The organism is Paenibacillus andongensis (assembly GCF_025369935.1).
Lineage (GTDB): Bacteria > Bacillota > Bacilli > Paenibacillales > NBRC-103111 > Paenibacillus_E > Paenibacillus_E andongensis.
Genome location: NZ_CP104467.1, coordinates 3,996,620 through 4,020,134, shown reverse-complemented (window position 1 = coordinate 4,020,134; position 23,515 = coordinate 3,996,620). Strand labels below are relative to the sequence as shown.

Genomic DNA, 23,515 nt, shown 5'->3' with positions numbered 1-23,515 from the left:
CTAACTGTTCGTAATTACGCCACCGGTGATATGAAGAAATTGTCCGGAAACGTAAGAGGAATCGTCCGATGCCAAATAAACATAAGCTGGAGCAATCTCATAGGGTTGACCCGCGCGTTTCATCGGAGTTTTAGCGCCCCAATTTGCTACTTGATCCGCTGGGAAAGAAGCGGGAATGAGTGGAGTCCATATCGTTCCAGGGACGACGCCGTTGACTCGAATGCCCTTGCTGATCAGGGACTTGGAAAGGGAACGTGTGAAGGCGACAATGGCTCCTTTGGTCGCTGAATAATCCATCAATTGTTCGTTTCCTTCATAAGCCGTAAGCGATGCCGCATTGATGATCGTACTGCCTGGTTTCATATGTGGTAAAACTGCTTTAGATAAATAGAAAACGGAGAAAAAATTCGTTCGAAACGTTTTTTCCATTTGTTCGGACGTGATATTGTCCAAGCTATTCTGGACATGCTGTTCCGCTGCATTGTTAATGAGAATATCCAGTTTGCCGAATTTCTCAATCGTTTGTTTCACGACTTGATTGCAAAACGCCTCGCTTCCGATATCACCAGCGATAGTCAGACAACGGCGTCCTTTTTGTTCTACAAATTGTTTGGTTTCTTCCGCATCGGCATGCTCGCTCAGGTATATGATGACAACATCCGCGCCTTCTTTCGCATAAGCGCCAGCAATTGCCCGCCCTTGGCCGCTATCGCCACCAGTAATGACCGCCACTTTATCTTTCAGTTTTCCACTGCCTTTGTAGTTGGGATTATCAAAAAGGGGGCGCGGGTTCATTTGCGACTCGATGCCGGGCTGCTGATCCTGATGCTGCAAAGGATAGGGAGGCACTGGCGGTTGCATCTGTGTTTGTAATTCACATGGATTTTGCGTTGTTGTCGATGTCATGATTTGTTCTCCTACTTATTATTGTAATGTGAAATCCGGGTATGGAATCCGGGCTATAGATACATCAAGCAAAACCGGTTTACCGCTGGTTCGCGATTGTTTCAATGCTTCATTTAAATGTTCGTTATTGTTGACACGATATGCATGCCATCCGCAAGCTTCCGCCACCATTGCGAAATCGGGATTTGTCAGTTCGGTTCCTTCAGGTTGTAGCCCCTTTATGAACATTTTATCCCTCTCCATTTGCAGGGTACCGTTATTAAAAACAACTACCGTTATAGGAAGGTTATATCGTATGGCGGTAATCAAGTCGGCCATAACCATCCCTAAGCCGCCATCCCCCGTGATACAAATGACTTGTTTTTCCGGAGAGCATAATTTGGCCGACATGGCCGCAGGCAGACCGAACCCCATGGTTCGCCACCTGTTCGAGAGCAGAATCTGTTGTCGTTTTGCCCGAAAATTTCTTAAAAACCAGAGGGTTGCATCGCCTTCATCTAAAGCAATAATAGCGTCCTCGTCCATATTGTGCTCAATCTGTTGGATAACGCTTGCAGGGTGAAGCGGGGAGGATGAATGATTTCGCTCAACCTCGGTTTGCACCGACCAAGCCTGCTTGCATTGCTGAATCTGGACTAGCCATGCTTGGTTGGGCACATGATCCTTTAATCCCTCAATGAGTGGTGGAATGATGCTCACCGGATCTCCGACGACTCCAATATCAACGGGAACGGCAGCACCGACGTCTGCCTGATGTTTGGCGACTTGAATCACCTGCGCTGCATGGGGAACATAACCATCCGGCCACCAAGACGTTTCAATAGAGAGGACAACATCCGCATGTTGAAACATTTCAGTGAGCAAAGGGTTGCCGCCTTCGCCAAGCCCGCTTAACATCCATGGATTTGCATCAGGGATGATTCCAGTGGCTCCATAACTTAGGGCGATACCACAGCCCCATATTTCCGCTAAAGTCTGAATCCATTCTTGAGCTGCTCGAGCTCCATTGCCTACAAGAATCATAGGTTTTTTAGCGGAACGTAAACGATGCAGGATTTGCTGCAATACTTCTGAACCTGTTAAGGGAAGGGAAATATCAGGACGTTCAAATGGCTGTGCGGTTGTTAACTTAGCAAATAAATCTTCAGGGATGGACAAGTGCGATACGGTTCGATGCAATACAGATGTGTGCACGGCCTGTTTCAATGAGTCGATCACAGCATCCGGATGAACGATAAGTTGACTGTATGGAGATAAAGCATGGACTAACATCTGTTGATTGATATATTGCTTATAATATGTACCGATTTTATTGAGCGGCGCTTGTCCGCTGATGGCCAGCACAGGTGCTTTATCCAAGTAGGCGTCGCCTAAACCATTAATGAGATTGGCCAGTCCTGGGCCCATCTGGGCGATACAAACACCAAGTCGACCAGTTAATTTCGCTTCTGCAGAAGCCATCAAGGCGGCGACGGATTCGTGTCGAACTGCCTTAAATGAAATCGACTCTTGTTTAGCTATGGCATCCATAAGTCCGAAGACAGCATCTCCCACGACACCATAAATCCGTTCAACACCCAAGATTCGAAGCTGCTCTAGAATCAGACCCGCAACAGTGAAGTGTTGAAGGTTCGAAGGAGTTTTATTAGATACATGATTGTCTACAGTGTTTAACATCGCTATCCTTATACTCCTAGTTTCGTTTCCATGTAGTATGTCGAATCTAATTTTCATTTATTACTCGTTATGCTTATATTTGGAATATATTTGTTAAGTTGAGGAAATAATTTGAAACGACATTACTACGATGGAAGCGAGGATCCCTTATGAATTGGTCTATGTGGTCAATTGATCGAGTCCTAATCTTATTTGTCAGCTTAGCCTTTCTCGTGATTGGCATACAGGTAACGATGTTTCATTACCGGCAAAATTTTACTCATAAAGCGATGTGGGTACCCGTCATTTCCTCTCCCATTTTCCTGATAGCAGGTTTGATTCTGACCTGGTATAACGTTCCTTGGTTGCACACCTTGTTTATGGTGCTTATGTGGTTTGGTGCAGTTGCCGGTTTGATTGGATTTTATTTTCATTTTCGAGGAGTCGGTATTCGGGTTGGCGGATGGGCTTTACGAAACTTTCTCATTGGTCCTCCCGTCACACTGCCGTTAATGTTTTCGGCGCTTAGTGTACTAGGATTGATCGCAATCTACTGGAAGGTTGGGTGATCAGATGCACAAAGTAAGCCACTACCCCTCATTCGATGTCATGAACGAACAGGATGAGTGGGATGACCATACGCAATCGATCGTAACCTCACGGCTGTATTCAGAAATTAGCTCTCATTTTCTGACCGCATCCGAAAGTATGGTCCGAAATCGGTTACGCTGGTCCTGCTTATCCAAGGGGATATGTACGTACGGAGCGAGGACAATTGGATCCATGGGAGGCTCAGCCTGAACGATGATGAAACGTAGATACGAAGGAGAAGAAGTAGATGTAGTGATCGTAGGTGCGGGGGCTGCAGGCGGAGTACTGGCCAAAGAATTAAGCGAAGCCGGCATGAGTGTTGTCATTTTGGATGCAGGACCATTTCGGGACCCGCAAAAAGATTTCGCCAGCGATGAACTTTCTATGAAAAATTTGGGTTGGCAGGATACCCGGATTGTAGACGGACATGACCCGCTGCAAATGGGGCACAACAATTCCGGACGGGGAATCGGCGGGGGAACCGTCCACTTTACAGCCGTTTTCTTGCGCTTTCACCAAGCGGATTTTAAAGCAAAATCGATGGATGGCGTTGCGGACGATTGGCCGATCGACTATGAGGATCTGGAACCGTATTATTCAAAAATCGAGAAAGAAATTGCTGTATCAGGCCCGAAGCATTTTCCTTGGGGGGATTATCATGGTCCTTATCCTTATCCGGAAAGGGAACCCCTTAGCCCAAACGCATATATGTTTATGAACGGCTGCGAAAAGCTCGGCATTCGTTCTTCTGTTGCACCTCTTGCGATTCTCTCAGCGCCGTTTGAAGGCCGCCCTCCGTGTATTAATCGAGGCTTTTGCAATCAGGGATGCATGCCGGATGCTAAATTTAGCACATTGATCGTTCATATTCCCAAAGCGATCAAAGCCGGAGCTGAGGTGCTGGCCGACTGTATGGTGACACAGGTAATGATGGGGAAGGATGGCAGAGCTAAAGGAGTCACTTTTGTCCACGATGGCAAAACGTACGAACAAAAAGCAAAGCTTGTGATTTTATCAGCTTTTGTCGTAGAAACGCCTCGTTTGCTTCTCAATTCCGCAAATGCCCAATTTTCAAATGGACTTGCCAACAGCAGCGGCTGGGTCGGAAAATCCGTTATGGTGCACAGCAGTCAAGACGTCTATGCTAAATTCAATGAAGAAATCAGGCTTTACAAAGGGACTCCCGTACTGGCGACGACCCAGGATTTTTACCGCACAGATCCTACTAACAATTTCGTCCGTGGATATACCCTGCACGCGCATGGAGCAAGACCGGTCGGTTTTGCGGGCGGAATTTCGCAAGCAAAGGGCGGACCGATTTGGGGTGAGCGACTCAGGGAGGCATTGCTGAATTACAATTACTACGGAAGGGTTACTTTGGTCGGAGAAGTACTGCCAAGTGCGGATAATCGGGTGACTTTAGCAGATGAAAAAGATGAGTATGGCTTGCCTCGTGCAAAAGTAACGTTCAGCTACGGTGATAATGACAGGAAACTCATCGATCATGCCGTCGGTAACATGAGCGCAATTCTCGAGGCAGCTGGAGGCAAAGTCGAATTCGTCATTCCGGACACCGCTCATATGATGGGGGGCTGCCGGATGGGAAATGATCCAGAGTCCTCAGTCGTTAATTCATATGGACAAACTCACGACATACCTAATCTTTTTGTCTGCGATGCAAGCATTTTTGTCACCTCAGGTGCCGGAAATCCTACGAATACGGTCATGTCGCTAGCGCTAAGGACAGCAGATTATATCAAAGAGAAAGCGAAGAAGCTGGAATTGGCGAGGCCGGTCTAACCGGCCTTTTTTAATTGCTTCACATATTGGTGATAAGCAAAGTCATCCGCGCGCTGTTCAATATCAAGGTTCCGATAGTTCTTTGTCTTCAGAGCGGCTTCTTTCAGAGCGGATTGATACGTGTTCAGGTTCTTGCTTTCATAAGTACGCAAATGATCTAAAGCATCCATAAGATGATAATATTCATGAAAGAAAATAAAATAAGGCAGTGCATTGGTCGTGATTGAATATCGGGATAACACCTGACGTTCATCGGGCGTAACATAGCGATCAAATGGAATATGAATAAAAATTTTGGCTCGTTTATATTGCCGATCGATCATGGCCGAACCGCCATAAAACGGTCCTGACGAAACATGCAGCGTGCAGTGTAAGGCAGGAGTATGCCGGAGCGAAATGAGTTGTAATTGTTGGAGCAGTCTTTTCTCCCAAATGCGAATCCTTAGTTTCCTCCATTTATAGGCTTGAAACAATTTTCGAAACATCAAATAGCCCTCCTTTTAAGTTCACCTTAAACGGAGGACTATTTATTTTCAATATAGAAATATAGGAAACTGCTAAAATAGGGCTAAAAATGCCGGACAGTTTGCTCACAATATGTATATTATTCTTTTTTTCGAAAACATTTCACCTGTGCTTGTGCCTATGTCAAACTCCTTTAATCCTACATAGTGTAAGTAAATTGGGAAAAGGAGAGAATAAATGAATAAGATACCTGTAACAGGGTTTGTATTCCACTCAGATGACTCATTATCCGATCATTCACATGGATTGTATATTACTTCTTGGGATGGCATGCCTTATCTACACAAGCACATGTTTTCAGGCATTACCTCTTTAAACGATGGGCATGCACATGAATATATTGGTATTACTGAACCAGCTCCGACAGGTGTCCCTCACTTTCATCGTTACCATACAGTTACTTCCATGAATGACGGTTACACTCATATTATTGACGGGGTAACAGGTCCAGCAATAGATCTTCCCGCAGGAGGGCATGTTCATTATTTTGAAGGATATTCAACTGTAAATGGCATGCATCCACATTCTCATCATTACAAAGGAACCACAGGGAATGAGGTTTGTTAATTTTACGTTGCTAAGCTATAGAAAGGTAAACAGCAAAAAGCGCCTGCATACGGCGCTTTTTTGCTTAGTCCGATATTTAGCTAAACCGAGGGACGGGCAGTTATCTTAATTCAGTTGTGTTAAAATATGGATATCATTGTTGTTGACGCGATATACAGGGGGGATAGAGATGAAAATCGTTATTGCAAGTAATTTAGACTTTGGATATATTCAGGAGCGTGATCATCATATTTTACAGGGTTTAATATTACAAAAAATTAGCGGAAAAGAGATCTATATCCTGCGGGATGAAAATGAAAATAATATTGGCTTTATGAGGTACGGATATTTCTGGGACAACACGCCATTTATGAATATGATTTGGGTTGAAGGACAATATCGACGCCAAGGTTTAGGTAAGCAAGTCGTCCTTTTTTGGGAAGAAGATATGAAAGCAAAGGGTTTTAAGTTGGTCATGACCTCTACTCTGGCAAATGAAGAGGCACAACACTTCTACAGAAAATTAGGATATCGCGATGCAGGGTGTTTATTACTCGAAGATGAGCCGTTGGAAATCATTCTGACTAAAAAAATATAAAAATTGTTTAATTGACTTTGGTTATATGTGTAATTTATCTGTCTTCGATATCACCTGTATTTGTAATTCGACTATTAATCTCGATCTCTGTTAAAAGCTGAGGATAATAGATTTCACGCCAATCCTTTAACTTATCGAATGTCATCTTATTTCTGAAATATTCACCAGTGCCCAAGGCGTCCGACTTTTTAGTTTGAAGTTGCTTGAATAGATCTTTATACTTTTTCACCATGTCATTCGAAAATGTTGTTTCTAATTGTCGTACGTCCAGGCCACCGTTATTTTCAATGAGATGCAGCGAGATTTGCATTTGCATCTGCAGGACGGGCTCGTGATTCCGCCAAGAGGTATGAATCTTGTTGTTACATTTGACGATGGCTACACTTGCTTGATGAGTCACTTGAACCACAGAGCCTTGAAACAGCTCTTCAAATAAGTTAACCAAAAGTGATTGTTCTCTTGAAATTTCACCTTTCATGCTATCCTTCGACATCACGGCTGAGCCAAGAAATTCGAGCATGGTTGATTTTCCAGAGCGTAGAATCGGGATAGTCACATCTTCCGTATCAGAATGAATAGCTCCAAAGGTATCCCAAAGATAAGCAAGATTAATTTCGGGGCTCCAGCCTGCGTTTTTATTGAAAAAATTGATCAGTGCGCTGAAATCAGTTTGAATGGTTTTTCCTGTATGGTTTAGGATTTTGCCCATATCTTCTGAAGTTATCGCAATAAGAGCCTTAGTAGGCATATGTTGACTTCGCATGATAAAGGCTATTTCCTCTTGAATTCCCTCTTCAGCGACCTTACGATCAAACATAATCAATTGAAGATGCATAAAGTCAATGCCCGCTTCAATGTCCGTGTCAATTTCAGTAAGTGCCTTACTAATTGTATCAGCTTCCTTAAAATATACCTTAGAATTTAAACCACGGCTATACGGTAGGGGAATTTGAATATGCACCCTATATTTCTTCGTTTCACCATAGGAAATCCCCATGACGATTGGGAGTACGCGATGATTGACATCTTTGATATCCCAGCAGCCTGTTAATGTTAGTACACAGGTAAACAATAAAATGATTGTATTGAGCTGACGCGTCATTTTAACAGAACTCGCTTTCTCTCCTGACTTTCAATAAATCTTCCGCGAAAATAAACAGCAACTGGGATAATCATGTAAATCATTAAGCGAAACCAAGTATCCTTAGTAAATATCTCAACGTACTTATTCCAAGAAGGAATAAGTAGGCTGACCACATACACAATCAAAGTAAGACCGGACCTAATATATTTCTCTTGCCATCTCGGTATCATTTTATGAAGCATGAGCGTTGTAGACCAAAGAGAGAAAGTAGAAAGTGTCATGACGAAAGCCAGTAAAGCGACAGCATAGAATAAAGAGATGCGATTGAAAATGGACCAAGTAATATTAACGGTGTCCAAGCTTGTCATCAACGGAAAATTCAAAACTTTCGCTGCATTGACTCCATAAATAAGGATGGGAATATAAACGATACTAATGTACAGCAAAGCAATGGGGAGTAAGGTGAACAAGATGGATTTCATTTGAACCTTACAAATGGGAGGCAGCATACCTAGAAGTAGGAAGGGGCAGATCGAAAACAGTGTTGTTAACATTTTCCCTTCAACCAAAAAATCCATACTGAGATTTACCAGAGGATAAATCTTTACAAACTTGGAATTCGTGAGGCATGCCGATAAGGCGAATAAAAGAATGGGCATATTGATGAGTGTCGTCAATGTGCTGGCCCTCATAATGCCTTGAGGACCAATTGATGATCCAAATAGCATGAGCAAACATAATAATGCCAAAATAGCATATAATGGCGATCTTGAGATGAAGACAATTTGCATCAATTCTGCAAAGAAGCGAACTGATAAGATTGGAATAATCAGGATGTAAATGATAAGAGGCAGTAGCAGTGCTGTACTGATCCATTTTCCGAGAGGCAAGAATAAGTCTGAATAGTCCAAGCTCCCGGCTTTGCGCAGACCCTGAAGTAGAAACAGTAAAAGTACAAGCTCTACCACCATGTTTATACATGCCGGCTCCCAATGGCCATAATCTGTAGTAGCAAGAATGGAGCGAGTATAAGCAGTAAAAATGATGCTGCAATGGGCAGCAATGAAAAAAATAGGAGCTGTCATATTAGAAATCCATCGGTCTATCAATTGTGTCACTTCTTTCCCAGAGTCATTGTCCTAGCTTTTTGGGGGAGAGAAAATTCATAAAAGGAACACCGAAACGCTGTAAGCTGCAAGCGTAATAACATATGCCGAGAAAGGCAGCAAATATGCCAAAAATACCGAAAATACCTGACAACACGACAATGCCCGAACGCAGCATTCTAATCACTAAAGTATTCAAATAATTCGGAAAAGCAAAGTTGGCTGTTACGGAGGCCGATAGTACAATAATGACCAAGCTGCTGACCAGTTTTGCTTCAACAATTGCTTGTCCAAGGATAATTCCTCCGATAAGTGTATTCGCTGCAGCAATACTTTTGGGTAAACGCTGAGTCGCTTCAACTATGATTTCACTGATGATAAGGAGCAGCAGCATTTCTAAAAAAGTAGGCAAAGGTATTCCAATCCGACTTGTAGCGATGGAAAGAGCCAATTCAATACGTAATGTCTCCGGATTTACAGATACTAGAGCCACATAAAGGCCTGGAGTCAAAAGTGCGATTAATAGGCTGAGTAAGCGCAAAGAACGCAACACAATCATAACTAAAACTGGAAATTGTCTATCCCAATCCAAAGCAATAAAATCTCCGAATAGTAAGGGGAGCACATGTGCGGTCGGCTCACCGTCGATTAGTAGAATGACTCTACCATGCATCATGGACGTGACCGCTTGTCCGGGAATTTCCGTTTTATGAAAAGGCGACACTAGATGAAATCGGTTGTATCCGAAAATTCGGATGAGATCTTGTCCGTTCCGGAGGTCTTGCTCGGAAGCATTGTTCAAAGTATGCCTGACATGATTAAGTAAACCTTTATCTACACACTCTGACAAGTAAACTAATGATGCCTCTTTTGTTCCTACGCCATTGAATTGGAAACCTTCGACCTCTAAACAATGTGAATTTATAGATTTACGAAGTATCCCTATATTTGTGGATATTGGCTCCATAAAAACAATAGCAGGTGAAAAGGGCATGGACTCGTTTTCCGCTTTGTCTATTGCTCTGGCAAGTGTCTTGAGTTTACCTTGAAAACTGAACGCTTGTTCAAAATTAGAGTCGATAAAGGCAACTTTCCCTTGTAAAAGCACATCCAAAGCTTCCGGATCCCAATCTTGCCCGAATAAGCGCATATATAATTCTTCGTAGTTGGATTCCGTGGTAATGCCACAGTTCGAAATGTTCGCAATAGTTTCTTGCCATTCGACAATGGATTCATAGCCAACCATCCACACATGGATCGATCCAATATGCAACTGTTCTATTTTCAAGTCATGCTGTGTTTTGGATTTGCTTTTGATCATCTCCACATAGGTTCCCATTTCATACACCTCCAGGAAGTATTATTTTCCAAAAGGTGAAAAATATACAACTGTTAAGTTCAGATAGAAATGGATCTATAGAACCACTTAGAAAGTATAAAATGTGACATGAACTTAGATAAACAGAGCAGAAGTATTCCTAATCGTGAGTTACGAAATTACAGAACAGACAGGAAGTGTAAATATGAGAAAATATAAATTTTTATTAATGGTGAACAAAAAGAGCTTGGACCCATGGATGAAGTAATAAATTATAAAGATTCAGCCTACATCAGACATCTGAAATTGAATCGATTTCAGTAAACTGGATAAACTATCCACGATACCTTGATTTTGAAGTGGATATGAACGATGACGTGGAGGTATAAAGCATGTTAAATTTATCTGAGCTCGAGAATGTCCATGCAGATATTGAATCCGTTCACGAGGTCGTCCAATGTTTAAAAGCAAGAATAGATGGTATATATATTGGAATTAACATTCTTAAAAATCGGGAGGGCAATTACTTCTATGAGCTCAGTCATTATTACAGAGGCGCAGACAATGCCGGACCTATTGTTGCAATGGAAAACCGTTATAATTCACTAGAGGAAGCGGCAAAGGGAGCACTCCAAGCTGCAACGTTGTGTTACCGGAGCACTGATGAAGGTGGGTCTTGGCTTAGAAACGATTCCTTTCTTCAATAAGAGATCAATGCGAGGATAGTCACGTGAAAAGAACATTGTCTCACTAAATACCGCGTAAATCGCGGTATTTCTGATTTTATGGGATAAAGTTGATGTCAGGCCAATTGAAAAAGGAATGTGATTCCATTTCGTTGGAATTGGGAGGACAACTTCCAAAGGGGTCTTTTTAATCCCTCGGAATATTCTGAAATGCTCTGTTGGTCATACCTAAATATAACGCTGTGGCAATACGAATGTTAAATCAAACCGAGCGGAATCCTGCAGCTTAAGTTAACGGATACGATTGTGGAGGAGCTTGCTTGCTGAGCATTAGCTCTTTTTTTTGTATTCTGAGTCTTGGGTGTGGAAATTTCGATGAATTGACCCGGAACTAATCATTACGAATAATGAGATAAACGATCAGACCAATGATTGGGAAAAACAACATTGCTAATAGGATAATTATTGCAAATTCCGTACTTTTACCTCTCCTTATGCTATCTCGGTATGCCCATACGCATAAAACTATGTGTGCCAAAAATAACATAAAGGATATTAAAGCAAATAATAAAATAATACCTGAGCTAAATGCAAAACCAATGTTATTAGACAAGTTTGCCTTCCCCCATTTTCGAGTTATTAATTGGAATGAAATCACGGTAAGTAAGTAAGTAAGTAAGTAAGTAAGTAATTGCTCGTTTATGATCATTTAATATAAGGTGTAGAAGTAGTTTATTCAATTTATTTTCTTAAAGTTATAAATATAACTAGGGAGATAATGGGATAATGAAAATGATAAGACCGATTGGCATGTACATATGTGTTCTTGTGGGCATGACTGTAGCATCCTTAAAAAGAAGTTGCAACAAGGAAAAGAATATGATAAAATATCGCTACATTTAACGATTGGAGTTGAAGAGGATAATGTAATATTTCTTGCCCTTTTTCTAAGAATAGAACAATGCTTGTTTTATTCTTGATTGGCAAGAAAGTTACCTTATTCTTTTCACTCAAAATATATCCTTTTTCATACCCTGGCCCGGGTTGAATTTGTCGTATTTTTTTGAGCTGCAGGAAAGGTAACTTTCTTGCAGCTTATTTTTTTTACGATAAAGGAGGAAATCGGAATGTCTACTATTAACGTATCAAACCTGACGTTTGCCTATGAAGGTAGCTACGACAACATCTTTGAAAACGTCAGTTTTCAGATGGATACTGACTGGAAATTGGGCTTTACAGGGAGAAATGGCCGGGGGAAAACGACGTTTCTCCAACTATTGCTCGGCAAACATGAATACAGTGGCCACATTTCGTCGCAGGCCGGATTTGAATATTTTCCATTCCATGTGGTAAGCAAGGAAAGTCTTACGTATGAAGTAATTGAAGATATTTTCCCGGACTATGAGCATTGGCAATTAATTCGGGAGTTTTCGTTACTAAAAATGTCCGAGGACGTTTTGTACCGCCCTTTCAATTCGTTATCCAACGGCGAACAGACCAAGGTGCTGCTAGCGACCTTGTTCATTAAGGAGAACAACTTCCTGCTCATTGACGAGCCGACAAACCACCTAGATATGGATGCAAGGAAGCTTGTCAGCCAATATTTGAGATCAAAGAGCGGGTTCATTCTTGTATCTCATGATAGAGCGTTTCTCGATCATTGCGTCGATCACATTCTCTCCATCAACAAAACCAATATTGAGATACAGAAAGGCAATTTTTCGAGCTGGTGGGAAAATAAGCGAAGGCAGGATCAGTTCGAACTTGCGACTGACGAAAAACTCCGTAAGGACATCAAACGGTTGTCCGATTCGGCCAGACGTACGGGGAATTGGGCGCATGCCGTAGAAAAAAGCAAAAACGGCACAAGAAATTCCGGCTCCAAAATCGACAAAGGCTATGTAGGCCACAAAGCCGCCAAAATGATGAAGCGCTCGAAATCGATTGAACAAAGGCAGCAATCGGCCATCGATGAGAAATCCAAGCTTCTGAAAAATATTGAAAGCTCAGAAAACCTGGAGATTACGCAACTCTCTTATCATAAGCCTCAACTCGTGGAGCTGGATGCGGTCTCGATTTATTATGGGGAAAGACAGGTTTGCGAGAATGTAAACTTTACGATTGAACCAGGCGAACGCATTGCCCTAATGGGCCCGAACGGTTCGGGAAAATCCTCGATTATCAAGCTGATATGTGATGAGAGGCTAAGCTACACCGGAAGCTTGCGGAAGGATAGCCAGCTTCGAATATCGTACGTATCGCAGGATACTTCCCACCTTCGTGGAAATTTGTCGGACTATGCTAGGGAGCATGGAATTGACGAAAGTTTGTTTAAATCGATTCTGAGAAAACTTGATTTCTCCAGAACCCAGTTTGAAAAGGATATGTTGTCGTTTAGCGGCGGCCAGAAGAAAAAGGTGCTGATCGCTAAAAGCCTGAGCGAGCAAGTACATGTGCATATTTGGGACGAACCGCTTAACTTTATTGACGTCATTTCGCGTATGCAAATCGAAGAGCTGCTGCTTGAGCATACCCCAACCATTCTGTTCGTGGAGCATGACGGCGAGTTTTGCAAGAATATCGCAACAAAGATTGTAGAACTGACAAACTAAACCTTTTTTGGAGGATGAGGGCAATGATGATTGAGGTTGAAGTTGAGGTTGTAGATGATTTTGTGAACCTGTTCATTTCGAATGAGAAGGTTCACGAAAATATACTGTCGGAGACTTACCAGTTTATCGACAAAGGCACATAGCGATTCTCCTGAAAAAGCATCGTGGAAAGTCAGTTTTGATTTACAATGATTTTTCGCAGGTGAGGGACGGGAGAACTTTTAAATTGAAAATGGAATATAATGAGAGGACGTAGCCCAAGCGAAGGCGCGGGAGCGTCCTTCTTATTGAACGGGCAGATTAGTGAAATATGTAATCAAAAATAGAAGGTGATAATCAAGTGAACATTGAAGGTGATTGGCTCGGACAGGCGTCGTTAAAGGTGAAACGCTGGACTAAAGATACTATATCGGCGGGTCGTCGTCATACCGTTGGGATTAAATCTGACGGAATGGTGATGGCTGTGGGTGATAATAAATATGGCCAATGTGATGTAAGCGGCTGGCGCGATATTGTGTCGGTCGCGGCTGGTAATGTTCATATGGCGACGAACACAGGTAATGCTCATACAATTGGTCTTAAATCTGACAGTACTGTGGCAGCTGTGGGTTGGAATAAGCATGACCAATGCGATGTAAACGACTGGTGCGATATTGTAGCGGTTGCGGCGGGTTGGCGTCGTACCATTGGGCTTAAATCGGATGGCACGGTGGTTGCTGTGGGCCGAAATCATGAAGGTGAATGCAATGTAAGCGGCTGGCATGATATTGTGGCGGTCGCGGCGGGTGACTGGCATACCATCGGTCTTAAATTGGACGGCACGGTGACGGCTGTGGGTAATAATCGGTATAGCCAATGCAATGTAAGCGGCTGGTGCGATATTGTGGCGGTTGCGGCGGGTTATCTTCATACAATCGGTCTTAAATCGGACGGTACGGTGACGGCTGTGGGTTTGAATAACCATGGCCAATGTGATGTAAGCGGCTGGCGAGGTATTGTGGCGATAGCGGTGGGTAGTAATCATACCATTGGCCTGAAATCAGACGGTACTGTGGCGGCTGTGGGTTGGAATGAGTATGGCCAATGTAATGTAAGTGATTGGCGCGATATTGTGGCGATTGCGGCGGGTTGTGCCCATACCGTCGGTCTTAAATCGGACGGCACGGTGGTTGCTGTGGGTGATAATGGATTTGGCCAATGCGATGTAAGCGGCTGGCGCGGCATCCGACTACCCGGCAATTAGTTTTCAATATTAATAAACAATAGTTATAAGTGTCTACATAAACCTTCGCGAAAAAGCTTGAGAAATCAAGCTTTTATTTTTTTATTTAGAGAAATTTGTGTAAGAGAAAAATGCACAAATTTCCCTACGTTGTAGTCCTGTGAACAAAACCACCTACATTGTAGGCTTCCGGATCTTGGCAAGATCCAAGGTCAGGTTCTGAGACATAATCAAAGGCGTTGCGGCACTGGATTATTATTATGGAATTATTCTGTTTATGAAGGAACAGAGGGACGGGCAGAAATAAGCAATTACCATCACTTTCTAACTCCAATATCAGGAATGACTTGTTGTTATATTTCCCCCAAAAAAAGAACCCGGACAAGTAAACCGGGTTTGTTGATTCTTTGAAAGTATTTGACCGGGTACGTAACAGCTTTACTTCGATTTCTTTTGTTCGCCAGTTTTATTTGATGACGTGGTATGCTTTGGGTTGTTATTGTCTTTAGTTCTGCTCATTTTATTGTTCACCTCCTGTCTTATTCCTAAAAAGTATTTCTCCAAACTGCAATCCTTATTAGAAAATAGTTATATTTCGGATTATTTTTTTGCCCCTAAGCTGATTTGAAAAAACAGGGCAAACTCTCGCTCACATATCGGTCAGGATAGTGAAAATGTAAAATCCGTGTCGGAGCAAACGCTATTGACAAAAACCCTACTGCGTGATACTTTATAGTTGTAGTAAGTAATACTTCATACCGGTCATACAGAATAGCAAGGAGTGATTGTGCTGGAAAACCTAACGGAAATGCTCAAAGGCGTGCTTGAAGGCTGCGTCCTTGAAATTATAAGCCGCAATGAAACCTATGGCTACGAAATCACACGACGGCTGAACGCCCTCGGTTTCTCAGATGTTGTGGAGGGAACGGTATACACCATCCTGATCCGACTTGAAAAAAATAAGTTGGTGGAGATCACCAAGAAGCCCTCTGACATGGGACCGCCGCGAAAGTTTTTCGCGATCAACGACGCGGGGCGCGAGGAGCTGCGGAGGTTCTGGGAAAAATGGGAGTTCGTATCATCAAAAATTAACGAGTTAAAGGAGAAAAAATAATGAATTTTTGGGAAAAAATCACCGGCAGTGACATGACGAAACAAATGAAATCTTTTGAATCGCGAGCCAAAAAGCTGCCGGCTGATTATCAAGCTGCATGGGAAAAAATTAATGCCAATCTTTGGCCGCGCTCAGATTTCACCGGTCGCAACCTCATGCCAATTCTTGACGGTGTACTTGGCCTGCTCGAAGAAACGGCGGCGGACGGTCAGCGTGTTCAAGAGGTTCTGGGGGACGATATCAAAGGCTTCTGTTCAGCGTTAGCCGGCGAAGAAGGGGCAAAGTCTTTTCGCGACAAGTGGCGCGAGCAACTCAACAAAAATATCGCTAAAAAATTAGGTAAATAGGAGGATAAAATGAGAATAAAAGATATCATCGAAGGCAAAAAAGAATGGCGAGCGCATGTGGCGCGTGTCAAAGCGCTCCCGCAAGATTATCAGATTGTATATAAAGAGATTCAAAAATATTTCTTTAAGGTCGGTCCTGTTGAGTTAACCGACGGGACGGGTTTGCTCTCGGGGATTATCGATCTTTTTGAAGAGGGCGCGGCCTTGGGGAAAGGCGTGCTCGAAGTGACGGGCAGTGACGTAGCGGCTTTCTGCGATGATCTAATCAAAGATTCAAAAACTTACGCTGACATCTATCAAGAATCTGTTGACCAAGAAGGTTACAACACCTTGAAAAAGTTTAAGGATAAAAAAAAGTAAAAGGGGATATCGGGATGGAATAACCAGGGAGAAGATCGCCGCGGCCGGCAGTTGCTCCCTTTTTCTTTGAAGTAACGGTTAATATAGGAACATCAGATGTTAACGGGAAACCAGAAAAGAACCTGGACAGCTGTCCAGGTTCTTTATATATTGCACTTAAACAAACACGATGTTATAATCAGATCACGAGTATCTTAAGTCATATGTGCACAGTAATTTCATGTTACACTTTAATTGTACCATGCCGGTAAGCTCTTGTCAATTGTTTTTCTGAATTTAATGGTGAGGAGAGATGTTGAATGAGTACTTTGGTTCTCGATTTTCAGGAAATGGAAAAAACGCAGCTTTGGCTCGTTGGCGGAAAAGGGTTAAATTTAGGGGAGTTATCTAAAATTCGAGGGATACAAGTACCGGAAGGATTTTGTGTTACAACAGTGGGGTACCAAAAAGCCATCGAGCAAAACGAAACGTATCATGTTTTGCTCAATCGACTAACCATGCTAAAAGTAGTGGATCGAGACCAAATTGGTGAAATCAGCAGGAAGATTCGACAAATCATTACGGAAGTAGAAATTCCATCCGATGTTGTGAAAGCAGTTACTCACTATCTCTCCCAATTTGGTGAGGAACATGCTTATGCAGTGCGTTCTAGCGCGACTGCTGAAGATTTGCCGCATGCTTCTTTTGCCGGTCAGCATGATACCTATTTAAATATCATCGGCAAAAATGCGATCTTGCAGCATATAAGCAAATGTTGGGCTTCACTGTTCACAGAGCGCGCGGTAATCTACCGTATGCAGAATGGATTCGATCACAGGCAAGTTTATTTATCTGTTATCGTTCAAAAGATGGTTTTCCCACAGGCTTCGGGGATTTTATTTACCGCTGATCCCATTACTTCTAATCGAAAGTTGTTATCCATCGATGCCAGTTTTGGACTCGGAGAAGCTCTGGTCTCCGGCTTGGTATCTGCCGATTGTTATAAAGTGCGGGAAGAGGAAATCGTCGAGAAGAGGATCGCAACCAAAAAATTGGCTATCTATGGACGGAAAGAAGGCGGAACAGAGACAAAGCAGATCGATCCTGATCAGCAAAAGACTCAAACACTTAGTGAAGAACAAATTTTACAATTAGCACACATCGGAAGACAGATCGAAGCTTATTTTGGTTGCCCGCAAGATATCGAATGGTGTTTGGATAAAGATACATTTTTTATTGTCCAGAGCCGGCCGATCACGACTTTATACCCTATCCCTGAAGCAAATGATCAAGAAAATCACGTCTATCTATCAGTTGGTCATCAACAAATGATGACCGATCCCATAAAACCATTGGGATTGTCTTTTTACCTGTTAATTACTCCCGCACCTATGCGTAAAGCCGGTGGGAGGTTGTTTATTGATGTTGCACCTAGGCTGGCTACACCTGTCAACCGGGAAACTTTATTAAATACCGTGGGATACGATCCGCTCATAAAAGGCGCACTCATGACCATAATAGAGCGAGATTTTATTAAATTGGTACCAAATGATCAAACAGCACCGATTCCGGGCAGAAGTAATACAGATATGCTGGCACAATTCGAGAACGATCCGACAATCGTTACTGATTTGATTAAGAGTAGTCAAACATCGATAGAAGAGTTAAAACAAAAAATCCAAGCGAAATCGGGATCGGATTTGTTTGATTTTATTCTGGAAGATATCCAGCAATTAAAGAAGATCTTATTTGACCCACGAAGTACGGCTGTTTTTATGTCTGCCATCAATGCTTCAACATGGATCAATGATAAGATGAACGAGTGGTTAGGTGAAAAAAACGCAGCAGATACGCTCTCTCAATCTGTACCTAACAATATTACTTCGGAAATGGGTCTGGCGCTAATGGAAGTTGCAGACGTGATTCGCCCTTATCCAGAAGTCATTGATTATTTACAGCATATAAAAGATGAGAACTTTTTGGATGAACTGGTAAAATTGGATGGTGGACAGGAAATTAGGGACGCAATCTATGCCTTTCTCAATAAATACGGAATGCGATGCGCTGGAGAAATCGACATTTCGAAAACTCGTTGGAGTGAAAAACCAATTACACTTGTCCCTATGATTCTGGGTAACATCAAACAATTTGAGCCTAATGCTGGCATTCGGAAATTTGAACAAGGGCGTCAGGAAGCTTTGGAAAAAGAACAAGAGTTATTAGCTCGATTGAAGCAATTGCCGGATGGTGAACATAAAGCAAACGAGACAAAACGAATGATCAGCCTAATCCGGAATTTTATCGGTTACCGTGAATACCCAAAATATGGCTGGATAAATCGCTACTTCGTTTATAAGCAGGCTTTACTTAAAGAAGCCGAACTACTTGTAAAAGCTAGCGTTATTCATGAAAAAGAAGATATATTTTATCTCACTTTTGAAGAACTTCATGAAGTCGTACGCACAAACCAACTTGATGATCAAATCATCAAGAAACGAAAGGAGGATTACAAATTTTTTGAAAAACTGACGCCCCCACGTGTAATTACATCTGATGGTGAAATCATTGCAGGTGAGTACAAACGAGAAAATTTGCCGGCTAATGCGATTGTAGGTCTACCTGTTTCTTCCGGAGTGATAGAAGGAAGAGCGCGTGTCATTTTAAACATGGAAAATGCGCATCTGGAAGATGGAGATATATTAGTCACCTCCTTTACTGACCCTGGCTGGACACCATTATTTGTATCCATAAAAGGTCTAGTCACCGAAGTTGGCGGACTGATGACCCATGGAGCCGTTATCGCGCGTGAATATGGCTTGCCAGCAGTTGTTGGAGTGGAAAATGCTACCAGACTGATCAAAGACGGGCAACGAATTCGCGTGAATGGAACAGAAGGGTACATTGAAATATTGTTATGACTGAATCTGTCATACAAGAATCTCTGATTCGTTGATTCTCTGAGCTTGTTGTCGGGTGACAAGAACATTATCTCGTTAAAGGCCGCGAAAATCGCGGCTTTTTTGTTGTTTTAGGTGGCAAATGGAAGCTAATGATTTTAATAAAAACTCCTTATCGTGTAGAATTGTCGCCAATCTGTCTTTAGAATTCCCCTGTCCGCCCGGCCTCCGCGTATAGTTATGGTATCCCTTTCTGTCATGCTTACTTTTAAGTAAGTACCCTACTTTAAAGTGGGTTCTTAACATAATTTTGAAGCGATGCTAAGCTTGAGTTAACCAAATATTGGGGTCCATTAAAGAGGAGGAAAGAACAATGAAAATTATTGTTTTTGGAGCGACGGGGAATACAGGGAGAAGAGTGTTGGTACAAGGGATAAAAATGGGGCATGAAATGACCGCATTTGTGCGAAATCCTGAGAAGCTTTATGATCAACTAGGTGAGCATTCCGCAAAGCATGTGAAGGTGATCGTGGACGATATGATGGACCCAGTGAGCGTCGGTGAGGCGCTCGCGCATCAAGACGCCGCTATTATCGCAGCTGGCCATGCGGGCCAGGGAGAAGAGTTTGTTCGTATCGTCGATAACATTATAAGCCAATGTGAATTGCAACCTAGTTTCTCTGGGCGGGTATGGATAATGGGAGGAGCCGGCCTGCTGGATATTCCACATACTGAGCTTATCGGCAACAATTTACCCGGTTTCCCACCTGAGTTTAGAAATCACAACCGGAATTTCGAAAGGCTACAACAGACTGGGCTCGATTGGTCCATTATGTGTCCGGGAACAATGATTGATTCAAGAGAGCATCCAGATCCGGTTCATCTGCATGTAACAACGGAAATCTTGCCCGTTCCGATTCCGGAGACGATCAAGGACTATTCCGAGGCAGAAATAGCCGGTCATTTGTTCAGCCGACTTCAAGAGCTAAATGTTGCTTATGACGATGTCGCCATATGTATGTTGGACCATATTGAGCTCGGAGGAGCGTTTAAAAGAAAAAGGGTCGGTCTAGCTTATCAAAGCAATATTTCAGTGCGCTGAGAAGAAGGGGGATAATGGGTTTGTTTGGATTACTGCTCGTTTTGCATTTATTGGCTTCGCTCACCATGATTGGCCCCGTTTTCGTGATGACCATCATTCGAAGTTCCGTTAGAACCGTCCGGCCAGCTGCACTTTGCTTTTGGTATAACGACCTAGCTTGCCATAATGCCTAAAATTGGCGGAGTCGTACTTATTTTAACCGGATCGAGCCGCATCGTATGATATCGTCTGATTGGGAATTACGGAGCATTTCCCATGGGACGCTTATTTCCTGCAGAATATGCTGTCTCGCTTACCTCTAATGACGATATTCAAAATAATGAGAGTCCGGCTTTCAACAAGCAATAACTCATTTCCACTACACAAAAGAACCATATATGTTCTTTTCGAATAGGAACTCCCGATAAACAGATAAAAATTTGGAACCAGATTGTCCATTCAACGGGCAACGATAGCTTCATAACAAGATCTAGCAGGCAGCCGGTCATGACGATCGGCTGCCGCTTTCACGCTAACGGCAGCATTCCTAATATTAAAAAGCTCCCTTGTAAGATGTTGATTGGTTCAAGATGCTGGCCAGCGAACGGATCTATAACGGGTCACTGCTGATATTTGAAACATCTCATTCAAAACGAATTAATGAAGAAGCAATCCTCAGGGTGCTTTTTTTCATATATCCATCATGAATATGATTCGCAGTGTGGCATTCACCTATGCGCTGTACACTCAGATATCTGAAATTGAGATATTCAGTATCACGATTCTGTATTATGCATGATGACGCGATCATAGTATGATGAGTGGGCGGTTGAATATCAGAGAAAGAAAGGAGATGACACTCTATCTACTAAAAGGTAGAATGTGTAATGAGCATTCATAAGAATACTGCAGAGATTATTTTAGATACTGCTCAGATCATCGTGCAAGAAGTCGGATTTAACGGATTCAGCTATGCACATATTGCAGAAATAGTCGGGATACGCACGGCCAGCATTCATTACCATTTCCCTAACAAAGAGGATTTAGGAGAAGCGTTGATAGCACGTTATCACAAACAATCTTTGACTGCAATTGCTCAAATCGACGTCGAAGCACAGAACAACTTAGAGAAACTGCGCAAATTCATCTTAATATTCGATGGCCCTGTTCAGGATTACTGCACGTGTTTGAGTGTCATGCTTTCTACTGAATTGCCTACTTTATCAGAGAAAGTTCGTGTCAGGTTATCACAGTTTTTAACCGCTAACTTAACATGGTTGGAACGAGTATTGAATCAGGGGCGTCGAGAAGGGCATATCAAATTTGAAGGTGCTGCGGATGTGCAAGCCCATAAATTTTTGGCTTCTCTTCAAGGAGCGCAATTGCTTGCAAGAAGCTTTCGGGATAAAAGTAGGTTCGAAGTGATTGCTGAAGGATTAATTGCCGGCCTAACCTAAAAAGAAGGCCAGTCTTTTTTTTAATACGCGCCTACCTTTTAATAGGTAAATTGAATGGATGAATGAAAAAACACTTTCTACTAGGAGACGTAAAGGATGATATATGAACTGCGGATTTATGATATTAATCCTGGCAAGATGAAGGTTATTTTAGATAGATTCAGGGATCATGTTATTCAATTATTTAACAAACATCATATGAAAATAACGCTTTTTTGGGAAGATTTAGATGAATCAAGTAACCGTCTCTATTATATTGTCGAACATGCCTCCATGGAGGAACGTAACCTGAACTATGATAGATTCCGCAACGACCCTGAATGGATGGAAGTAAGACGACTATCAGAACTTAATGGACCGTTAGTTAAGAAACAAGAAAGTATTTTTATGAAAGATGTCCCATTTTTCGAAAACAAATAAATCTATTATGAATAGGAGCAAATAAAAATGAAAATTTTAGTTATCGTAACTCACCCGAACATCGAGGCATCCAATTGGAACAAATCATGGGTAAACGAGCTGCAAAAGCATGACGATATCACGATCCATGAATTATACAAAGAGTACCCAGACGAAAATATCGATGTTGCTAGAGAGCAGCAGTTGATCGAGGCGCACGATCGGATTATTTTTCAATACCCGTTATATTGGTACAGCACACCGCCATTACTGAAAAAGTGGTTTGACTCCGTCTTGCTATACAATTGGGCATATGGACCAGAAGCTACTAAAACAGTTGGTAAGGAAATCGGCGTTGCGATTTCGGCTTATGGTACAGAAGAGTCTTATCAAGCAAACGGATCCAACCGTTTTACAATGGAAGAAATTTTACGACCAATTCAAGCGCTCACTCGCTTTATTAGTGCCATATATCTGCCTCACTTCGTTCTAAACGATACTTCTGACGTGACGGATGAAAGATTAACTCAAAGTAGTATCGATTTTGTAAATCATATTAAAACTGTGCGGTCAGCTGAGGTGGTAAGTAAATGAATGAATTGTTGATTGACGTTTATATGGATACTAGTTGCCCTTGGTGCCGTATGGGAACGACTAGTCTGTTGACCGCTCTGAAGCAATTGCCAGCAGGTAAAAAGGCAACCGTACGTTGGAATGCCTTTCAGATTAACCCTGGAATTCATACGGAGGGAGAAGATTATCGGCAGGTGATGATTGGCCGCTTAGGCGGAGTTCCTCAATTCGAAGCAAGGAAGAAGCAATATAACGAAAACGGGAAACACTTTGGTCTTAAATATAATATGGATATCGTCAAATATACGCCTAATACAACGTTATCTCATCAGTTAATATCAATGACCCCTGAGCACCTAAAAGTGCAATTGATAGAGAAAATATATACGGCTTATTTTGAAGAGGGTGTAAATATCGGGGATGTGGATGAACTTGTGAAAATAGGATCATCCATCGGGGTTAGTGACGCCGCGGATCTAAAGGAGCGGCTTACTCAAGGTGAAGGGCTAGAAAAAGTAGAACTAGGACAACGAAGCGCGCAAAAACTCGGTGTCAGAGGGGTTCCATTCTTTGTTATTAATGAAGAAATTAGCTTATCTGGGCTGCAATCACCTGCTGACTTTGTTAAATTGTTTGAACAAATGTAAACCCACTTGAA

At 42.3% G+C, this 23,515-nt stretch carries 24 protein-coding genes and 1 pseudogene; 18 read left to right on the top strand and 7 right to left on the bottom strand.

The annotated features are described in order from the left end of the window. The gene (locus NYR53_RS18020) at positions 1–861 is read right to left on the bottom strand and encodes an SDR family oxidoreductase (protein WP_261306419.1); all 861 of its coding nucleotides are present in this window, start codon (positions 859–861) and stop codon (positions 1–3) included. 63 nt (positions 862–924) lie between these two features. Then, the gene (locus NYR53_RS18015) at positions 925–2,583 is read right to left on the bottom strand and encodes a thiamine pyrophosphate-binding protein (RefSeq protein WP_261300633.1); all 1,659 of its coding nucleotides are present in this window, start codon (positions 2,581–2,583) and stop codon (positions 925–927) included. 149 nt (positions 2,584–2,732) lie between these two features. On the opposite strand from NYR53_RS18015, the gene NYR53_RS18010 reads away from it, so the two are divergent. The 3 genes and pseudogenes from NYR53_RS18010 (at position 2,733) to NYR53_RS18000 (ending at position 4,953) form a co-directional block, all read left to right on the top strand. Further along, positions 2,733–3,131, top strand: a complete 399-nt coding sequence (locus tag NYR53_RS18010; protein ID WP_261300632.1) for a hypothetical protein — start codon at positions 2,733–2,735, stop codon at positions 3,129–3,131. A gap of 128 nt (positions 3,132–3,259) precedes the next feature. Continuing rightward, positions 3,260–3,370: pseudogene (locus NYR53_RS34655) on the top strand (gluconate 2-dehydrogenase subunit 3 family protein); the annotation flags it as partial. After that, positions 3,367–4,953 (top strand): GMC family oxidoreductase, encoded by a 1,587-nt coding sequence (locus NYR53_RS18000; RefSeq protein ID WP_261300630.1) that lies wholly within the window; start codon positions 3,367–3,369, stop codon positions 4,951–4,953. The pseudogene NYR53_RS34655 and the gene NYR53_RS18000, both read left to right, overlap by 4 nt. Here the strand turns inward: NYR53_RS18000 and NYR53_RS17995 are convergent. After that, complete coding sequence (locus tag NYR53_RS17995) at positions 4,950–5,438, bottom strand: hypothetical protein (RefSeq protein ID WP_261300629.1); 489 nt, start codon at positions 5,436–5,438, stop codon at positions 4,950–4,952. The genes NYR53_RS18000 and NYR53_RS17995 overlap by 4 nt on opposite strands. A gap of 217 nt (positions 5,439–5,655) precedes the next feature. On the opposite strand from NYR53_RS17995, the gene NYR53_RS17990 reads away from it, so the two are divergent. Both NYR53_RS17990 and NYR53_RS17985 read left to right on the top strand, forming a co-directional pair. Then, positions 5,656–6,045: a YmaF family protein gene (locus tag NYR53_RS17990; protein WP_261300628.1), complete on the top strand. Its 390-nt coding sequence runs from the start codon at positions 5,656–5,658 to the stop codon at positions 6,043–6,045. Between the two features lie 169 nt (positions 6,046–6,214). Further along, entirely contained in the window at positions 6,215–6,622 is a 408-nt protein-coding gene (locus NYR53_RS17985; RefSeq protein ID WP_261300627.1) for a GNAT family N-acetyltransferase, read from the top strand. A 34-nt stretch (positions 6,623–6,656) separates the two neighbouring features. On the opposite strand, the gene NYR53_RS17980 is transcribed toward NYR53_RS17985, so the two are convergent. The 3 genes from NYR53_RS17980 to NYR53_RS17970 are packed head-to-tail and all read right to left on the bottom strand — an operon-like array spanning position 6,657 to position 10,151. Then, positions 6,657–7,724, bottom strand: a complete 1,068-nt coding sequence (locus tag NYR53_RS17980; RefSeq protein ID WP_261300626.1) for a Ger(x)C family spore germination protein — start codon at positions 7,722–7,724, stop codon at positions 6,657–6,659. Further along, positions 7,721–8,791, bottom strand: coding sequence for a GerAB/ArcD/ProY family transporter (locus NYR53_RS17975; RefSeq protein ID WP_261300625.1), 1,071 nt, complete (start codon positions 8,789–8,791; stop codon positions 7,721–7,723). The genes NYR53_RS17980 and NYR53_RS17975 overlap by 4 nt, the downstream gene beginning before the upstream one ends. Positions 8,792–8,837: 46 nt before the next feature. Beyond that, positions 8,838–10,151 carry a spore germination protein gene (locus NYR53_RS17970; RefSeq protein WP_261300624.1) on the bottom strand — a complete coding sequence of 438 codons (1,314 nt, stop codon included), beginning with the start codon at positions 10,149–10,151 and terminating at the stop codon, positions 8,838–8,840. 371 nt (positions 10,152–10,522) lie between these two features. Here NYR53_RS17970 and NYR53_RS17965 point away from each other — a divergent pair, with 371 nt between their 5' ends. Then, the gene (locus NYR53_RS17965) at positions 10,523–10,837 is read left to right on the top strand and encodes a hypothetical protein (RefSeq protein ID WP_261300623.1); all 315 of its coding nucleotides are present in this window, start codon (positions 10,523–10,525) and stop codon (positions 10,835–10,837) included. Positions 10,838–11,207: 370 nt separating this feature from the next. Here the strand turns inward: NYR53_RS17965 and NYR53_RS17960 are convergent, their stop codons facing one another. Further along, positions 11,208–11,363, bottom strand: coding sequence for a PLDc N-terminal domain-containing protein (locus tag NYR53_RS17960; protein ID WP_261306418.1), 156 nt, complete (start codon positions 11,361–11,363; stop codon positions 11,208–11,210). 580 nt (positions 11,364–11,943) lie between these two features. On the opposite strand from NYR53_RS17960, the gene NYR53_RS17955 reads away from it, so the two are divergent. The 12 genes from NYR53_RS17955 (at position 11,944) to NYR53_RS17900 (ending at position 23,504) form a co-directional block, all read left to right on the top strand. Then, complete coding sequence (locus tag NYR53_RS17955; RefSeq protein WP_261300622.1) at positions 11,944–13,428, top strand: Lsa family ABC-F type ribosomal protection protein; 1,485 nt, start codon at positions 11,944–11,946, stop codon at positions 13,426–13,428. Positions 13,429–13,774: 346 nt separating this feature from the next. Further along, positions 13,775–14,671 carry an RCC1 domain-containing protein gene (locus NYR53_RS17950; protein ID WP_261306417.1) on the top strand — a complete coding sequence of 299 codons (897 nt, stop codon included), beginning with the start codon at positions 13,775–13,777 and terminating at the stop codon, positions 14,669–14,671. Positions 14,672–15,458: 787 nt separating this feature from the next. After that, entirely contained in the window at positions 15,459–15,764 is a 306-nt protein-coding gene (locus NYR53_RS17945) for a PadR family transcriptional regulator (RefSeq protein ID WP_290429011.1), read from the top strand. Then, positions 15,764–16,111 carry a DUF1048 domain-containing protein gene (locus tag NYR53_RS17940; RefSeq protein WP_261300621.1) on the top strand — a complete coding sequence of 116 codons (348 nt, stop codon included), beginning with the start codon at positions 15,764–15,766 and terminating at the stop codon, positions 16,109–16,111. Before NYR53_RS17945 ends, NYR53_RS17940 begins: the two co-directional genes overlap by 1 nt. Positions 16,112–16,120: 9 nt before the next feature. Beyond that, positions 16,121–16,471, top strand: coding sequence for a DUF1048 domain-containing protein (locus tag NYR53_RS17935; RefSeq protein ID WP_261300620.1), 351 nt, complete (start codon positions 16,121–16,123; stop codon positions 16,469–16,471). Positions 16,472–16,770: 299 nt separating this feature from the next. Continuing rightward, complete coding sequence (ppsA, locus tag NYR53_RS17930) at positions 16,771–19,368, top strand: phosphoenolpyruvate synthase (protein WP_261300619.1); 2,598 nt, start codon at positions 16,771–16,773, stop codon at positions 19,366–19,368. 352 nt (positions 19,369–19,720) lie between these two features. Continuing rightward, the gene (locus NYR53_RS17925) at positions 19,721–20,449 is read left to right on the top strand and encodes an NAD(P)-dependent oxidoreductase (RefSeq protein WP_261300618.1); all 729 of its coding nucleotides are present in this window, start codon (positions 19,721–19,723) and stop codon (positions 20,447–20,449) included. Positions 20,450–20,469: 20 nt separating this feature from the next. Then, entirely contained in the window at positions 20,470–20,622 is a 153-nt protein-coding gene (locus NYR53_RS17920) for a hypothetical protein (protein WP_261306619.1), read from the top strand. A 693-nt stretch (positions 20,623–21,315) separates the two neighbouring features. Next, positions 21,316–21,885, top strand: coding sequence for a TetR/AcrR family transcriptional regulator (locus NYR53_RS17915; RefSeq protein ID WP_261300617.1), 570 nt, complete (start codon positions 21,316–21,318; stop codon positions 21,883–21,885). 96 nt (positions 21,886–21,981) lie between these two features. Continuing rightward, positions 21,982–22,305, top strand: a complete 324-nt coding sequence (locus NYR53_RS17910; protein WP_261300616.1) for an NIPSNAP family protein — start codon at positions 21,982–21,984, stop codon at positions 22,303–22,305. Positions 22,306–22,332: 27 nt separating this feature from the next. Further along, entirely contained in the window at positions 22,333–22,878 is a 546-nt protein-coding gene (locus tag NYR53_RS17905; RefSeq protein WP_261300615.1) for an NAD(P)H-dependent oxidoreductase, read from the top strand. After that, a complete protein-coding gene (locus NYR53_RS17900) occupies positions 22,875–23,504 on the top strand; it encodes a DsbA family oxidoreductase (protein WP_261300614.1) in 630 nt (209 codons plus the stop codon). Before NYR53_RS17905 ends, NYR53_RS17900 begins: the two co-directional genes overlap by 4 nt. Positions 23,505–23,515: the final 11 nt, after the last annotated feature.